The organism is Moorena sp. SIO3I8 (genome assembly GCF_010692325.1).
GTDB lineage: Bacteria > Cyanobacteriota > Cyanobacteriia > Cyanobacteriales > Coleofasciculaceae > Moorena.
This window is the reverse complement of sequence record NZ_JAAHHW010000235.1, coordinates 1-4,154: the sequence shown is the minus strand read 5'-3', so window position 1 is coordinate 4,154 and position 4,154 is coordinate 1. Positions and strand designations below refer to the sequence as shown.

The window sequence follows — 4,154 nt, the reverse complement described above, 5'->3', positions numbered from 1 at the left end:
AGATGAGAATCCGTTCTAGAGGTACCAATGTCAGTGTGTTCCTATAATGAGGAGCCGTATGATGCGAAAGTGTCACGTACGGTTTTGAAGACGAGTTAATGGGGTGACCTATTGGCTTAGTTTAATTGATGACTACTATGACCAAGTATTGGTTGTTGCCATAACACCTTAAATTTCTGGGGGGGGTTTCCCCCCGGGGGCCTTGGGTTTTGGAAATTTCTGACATATGTGATTGACCTAGCCGTGGATAGTATTTCTACGGCTATTTTTTTATGGAATTAAGAAGGAAGAATGAAGAAGGAAGAATTGAGAAGGAAGAATTGAGAAGGAAGAATGAAGAAGGAAGAATTGAGAAGGAAGAATTGAGAAGGAAGAATTGAGAAGGAAGAATTGAGAAGGAAGAATTGAGAAGGAAGAATTGAGAAGGAAGAATTGAGAATTAAGAATTGGGAATTGGGAATCGGGAATCGGGAATCGGGAATCGGGAATTGGGAATCGGGAATCGGGAATCGGGAATCGGGAATTGGGAATCGGACAAAAGTAAAATTAACTGTTGAAATAGGGAGCAGGGAGCAGAAGGGCTTTTGGTAACTTTACATAAGTTAATACAGCGAGGCAGAGGTGCGACCCGTGGCGAATTTAATTCTTAATGCGGAAAACGCACCATTACGGTCTTGGGGGTTCCCCCCACTCGCGCTTTGCATCAAGAAGTGAGGTTTATTTTTGTCCAGGTACTTAGCGATCGCTACTCTCGAAACAATCCGTAGCGATATCCTAACTGCCAGTCGAGATGTCAGAGATTACTGAATGATTAATCTACTATATATGTGGAGTAGTTCCCAACAGACTTGGGTCAACCTGCGTTTCCTGCACACCTAGTCTAAGGATTTTTGGCCCTTGGTGGCAGAACTATCGCAAAAAGCCTAATCATTGTCCGCACCCCGCTCTTGCCTAGACGGGGCTTCCAAACATCGGACAATTTTTTTGTGAGTTGAGTTAGACAAACTGCTATATACTAACGAATGACTGCTAAACAGCTTGCTACCATCGTGAATAAAGTTCCTATTCTCAGCATTGACTTAGGTCGTACCTCTACTAAAGCTTGTATCAGCCGTTACCCCGATGGTGTAGTGCTAATTCCTGCCAATGTTGCCCATCTCACCGTTGAGCAAGTGCGTCGGGGTGGGTTTGAAGCTCGACTAGGTGACCCTCTATTAGATATTTGGCTGGAGTATCAAGGCAAAGGATACGCCATTGGACAACTAGCCGCTGACTTCGGAGCTAACTTGGGTGTTGGTCAATCGAAAGTAGAAGATGCCTTGATAAAAGTCTTTGCCTGCGTAGGACATTTCGAGCTTCAAGGTGACTTGGCAATTATCATGGGATTGCCCTACCATTCCCAAGAGCAGTTTGAGCGTGAAAAAGACGAATTAATTGGTATCCTCGCTTCTCCTCATGTCATGTACTACAGAGGGGAACAAGTCTCGATTACGATTAAGAAAGTTTGGGTGATACCAGAGGGTTATGGTAGCTTGATCTGGGTTGAAGTTCAGGAAAACGATCCATCGGATGGCGGATTACACGACCGTTCCGTCGCCGTTGTGGATATTGGCCACCAAACCACTGACTTTATCATGGCAGATTCGTTCCGATTTGCTAGAGGAGCATCTCAGAGTGAAGCGTTTGCCATGAATGAGTTCTATGATCAATTAGCTGCGCAAATTCAGGGAGCTGATAGTCAATCGTTGCTATTAATCAAAGCGGTTAATCGTCCAGAGGGAGAGCGCTTTTATCGTCCTAAGGGTGCTGCTCAGCCCACAGACCTCGACGAAATTATACCGAGTTTGCGCAAAAGTTTTGCCCGTGAACTGTCAGATCGCTTGCTCGCTTGGCTACCAGAACGCACCACAGACGTAGTGGTGACGGGTGGTGGTGGACAATTCTTCTGGAATGATCTTCAACTTATCTTCAAAGAAGCTAGACTGAAGGGTTACTTAGCTCAACCCTCTCGAAAAGCAAATGCTTTGGGACAATACATTTATGGAGAGGTGCAGAAGCAGTCGGCATCTCGATAAATTGTATTGTAATTATCCCCTAGCATTATAGGTATAATTCCCATGGCAGCGATCGCAAAAAAAGTAAATAAAACAGTAGCATTTACCTCTAACCGAGAGGATCAATCTCTACTAAAGGCAGTGGAAAAAGAACTAGCTAAGGGTCAGTATCCTAGCTTTAGCATGTTGTGCAAGCAAGCTCTCCAAGAGTTTCTGTTAAGACCAGAATCCTCAGAGGAAAAAGCATCCTCCCAGGAAGCAACCGAGGAAACAACCGAGGAAACAACAGGTGTTGGAAATCTTGAAGACAAGCTAACCCAACTGCAGCAGCAATTAACTGAAGTGGTACAGGCGTTATCGGTTCAGAGTCCTAGCCAACTGAATAGTCAGCTAACTGATCTGACTCAACGGATTGAGGAAATAGACTCTAATACAACTCAACAATTGACGCAGTTACAACAGCAGCTTGGGAAATTAGAGCAGGTTCTATCTACTGAAGAATCTTCTGATCAACTTGATGATCAATTGACGGCCTTAATCGAACAGGTCAAGCAAGTGGATGACCGTTCTCATCAACAACTCGAACACTTAAAACAGCAAGTTGCTGGTGTAGAAACGGTGCTGTCGAATTTTAGTACAACGGATTTGTCTGGCGTAAGAGAACAGGCATCCACAGAAAAAGCTACTAGAGAGTCAGATGGGAGCCTCCGCGCAGGATTGGAAAAAGAGGCTGATCAATCTGATCCGTTACTAAGTCGCTTGGGTTCTTTATTAGAGGATTTTTAATTAACTGTATAGTGCTATGACAAAACGCAGAGTTGGACTGCTGTTTGGTGGTGTCTCAGGAGAACACGAGGTTTCCATTAGTTCTGCAAGAGCGATCGCAAACGCTCTGTATGCCGAAGAAAATGCCTCTAAGTACGAATTGCTGCCAGTCTACATTCAAAAAAATGGCATCTGGACAGTGGTCGAAACTATCGCACAGGTTTTAGACTCGGGAACCCCCCTGGAATCTGCTCCTAGCGGTAATGTCTGGCAATTTCCGGCTGTTGTCAGTGAGGTAGATGTCTGGTTTCCCATCCTCCATGGGCCGAATGGGGAAGATGGCACAGTTCAGGGATTACTAACCCTGATGGGAGTACCCTTTGTCGGTAGTGGTGTTCTTGGTTCAGCTGTAGGCATGGACAAGCTGGCAATGAAAACAGTATATGCCCAAGCCGGATTACCCCAAGTCAAATACATGGAAGTTTTGCGATCGCAAGTTTGGTCAGATCCCTGTGTATTTACCAAACTCTGTGACCAAATTGAGGAAACCTTAAACTATCCCTACTTTGTCAAACCAGCTAATTTAGGCTCATCGGTCGGGATTGCCAAAGTGCGATCGCGTTCTGAATTAGAAGCCGCCTTAGATAATGCTGCTAATTACGACCGTAGGTTGATTGTAGAAGAAGGAGTAGTAGGGCGAGAAGTAGAGTGTGCTGTACTAGGGAACGATCATCCCAAAGCCTCAGTAGTTGGTGAAATTACCTATGAGAGTGATTTCTATGACTACGAAACCAAATACACTCAAGGTCAAGCCGACTTGTTAATCCCCGCTCCCTTGCCCACTGACGTGACTACCCAGATTCAGGAAATGGCAATCCAGGCTTTTACTGCCGTTGATGGGGCTGGTTTAGGACGGGTAGACTTCTTTTATGTCGAAGCCACTAGGGAAATCTTCATCAACGAGATTAACACCTTACCAGGTTTTACTGCAACCAGTATGTATCCCCAACTGTGGGCAGCTACAGGTGTTTCTTTTCCAGAATTAGTGGATCAGTTAATTCAACTAGCAATAGAACGGGCTTGAATCTTCGTCCGCACGGAATATGATAGGAAAGGTTACGCCAAAGATTGAGCTGAGTTAAACAATTTGAGGAGAAAAACTTGGAACGGACATTTCTGATGGTTAAGCCGGATGGTGTACAACGGAATCTTGTTGGTCAAATCATCCAGCGTTTTGAGACAAAAGGTTTTACCTTAGTTGGGCTGAAGCTGATGAGCGTCAGCCGTGAACTTGCCGAACAGCATTACGCTGTTCACAAAGAGAGACCTTTCTTT

Annotated in this window: 4 protein-coding genes; all 4 read left to right on the top strand. The window is 44.9% G+C overall.

Annotation, left to right across the window (positions count from 1 at the left end):
- Nucleotides 1-1,022 precede the first annotated feature (1,022 nt).
- Complete coding sequence (locus F6K51_RS35480; RefSeq protein ID WP_293030398.1) at nt 1,023-2,075, top strand: ParM/StbA family protein; 1,053 nt, start codon at nt 1,023-1,025, stop codon at nt 2,073-2,075.
- Between the two features lie 42 nt (nt 2,076-2,117).
- Nucleotides 2,118-2,840 (top strand): hypothetical protein, encoded by a 723-nt coding sequence (locus F6K51_RS35475; protein ID WP_293030396.1) that lies wholly within the window; start codon nt 2,118-2,120, stop codon nt 2,838-2,840.
- A 16-nt stretch (nt 2,841-2,856) separates the two neighbouring features.
- Complete coding sequence (locus tag F6K51_RS35470) at nt 2,857-3,903, top strand: D-alanine--D-alanine ligase family protein (RefSeq protein ID WP_293030393.1); 1,047 nt, start codon at nt 2,857-2,859, stop codon at nt 3,901-3,903.
- A gap of 77 nt (nt 3,904-3,980) precedes the next feature.
- The coding region (locus F6K51_RS35465) for a nucleoside-diphosphate kinase (RefSeq protein ID WP_293030400.1) at nt 3,981-4,154 on the top strand (174 nt) is incomplete at its 3' end.

What these genes read in the sequence shown, in the direction of transcription:
- F6K51_RS35480 (WP_293030398.1), top strand. Translation starts at nt 1,023, where the DNA reads ATGACTGCTAAACAGCTTGCTACCATCGTGAATAAAGTTCCTATTCTC.
- F6K51_RS35475 (WP_293030396.1), top strand. Translation starts at nt 2,118, where the DNA reads ATGGCAGCGATCGCAAAAAAAGTAAATAAAACAGTAGCATTTACCTCT.
- F6K51_RS35470 (WP_293030393.1), top strand. Translation starts at nt 2,857, where the DNA reads ATGACAAAACGCAGAGTTGGACTGCTGTTTGGTGGTGTCTCAGGAGAA.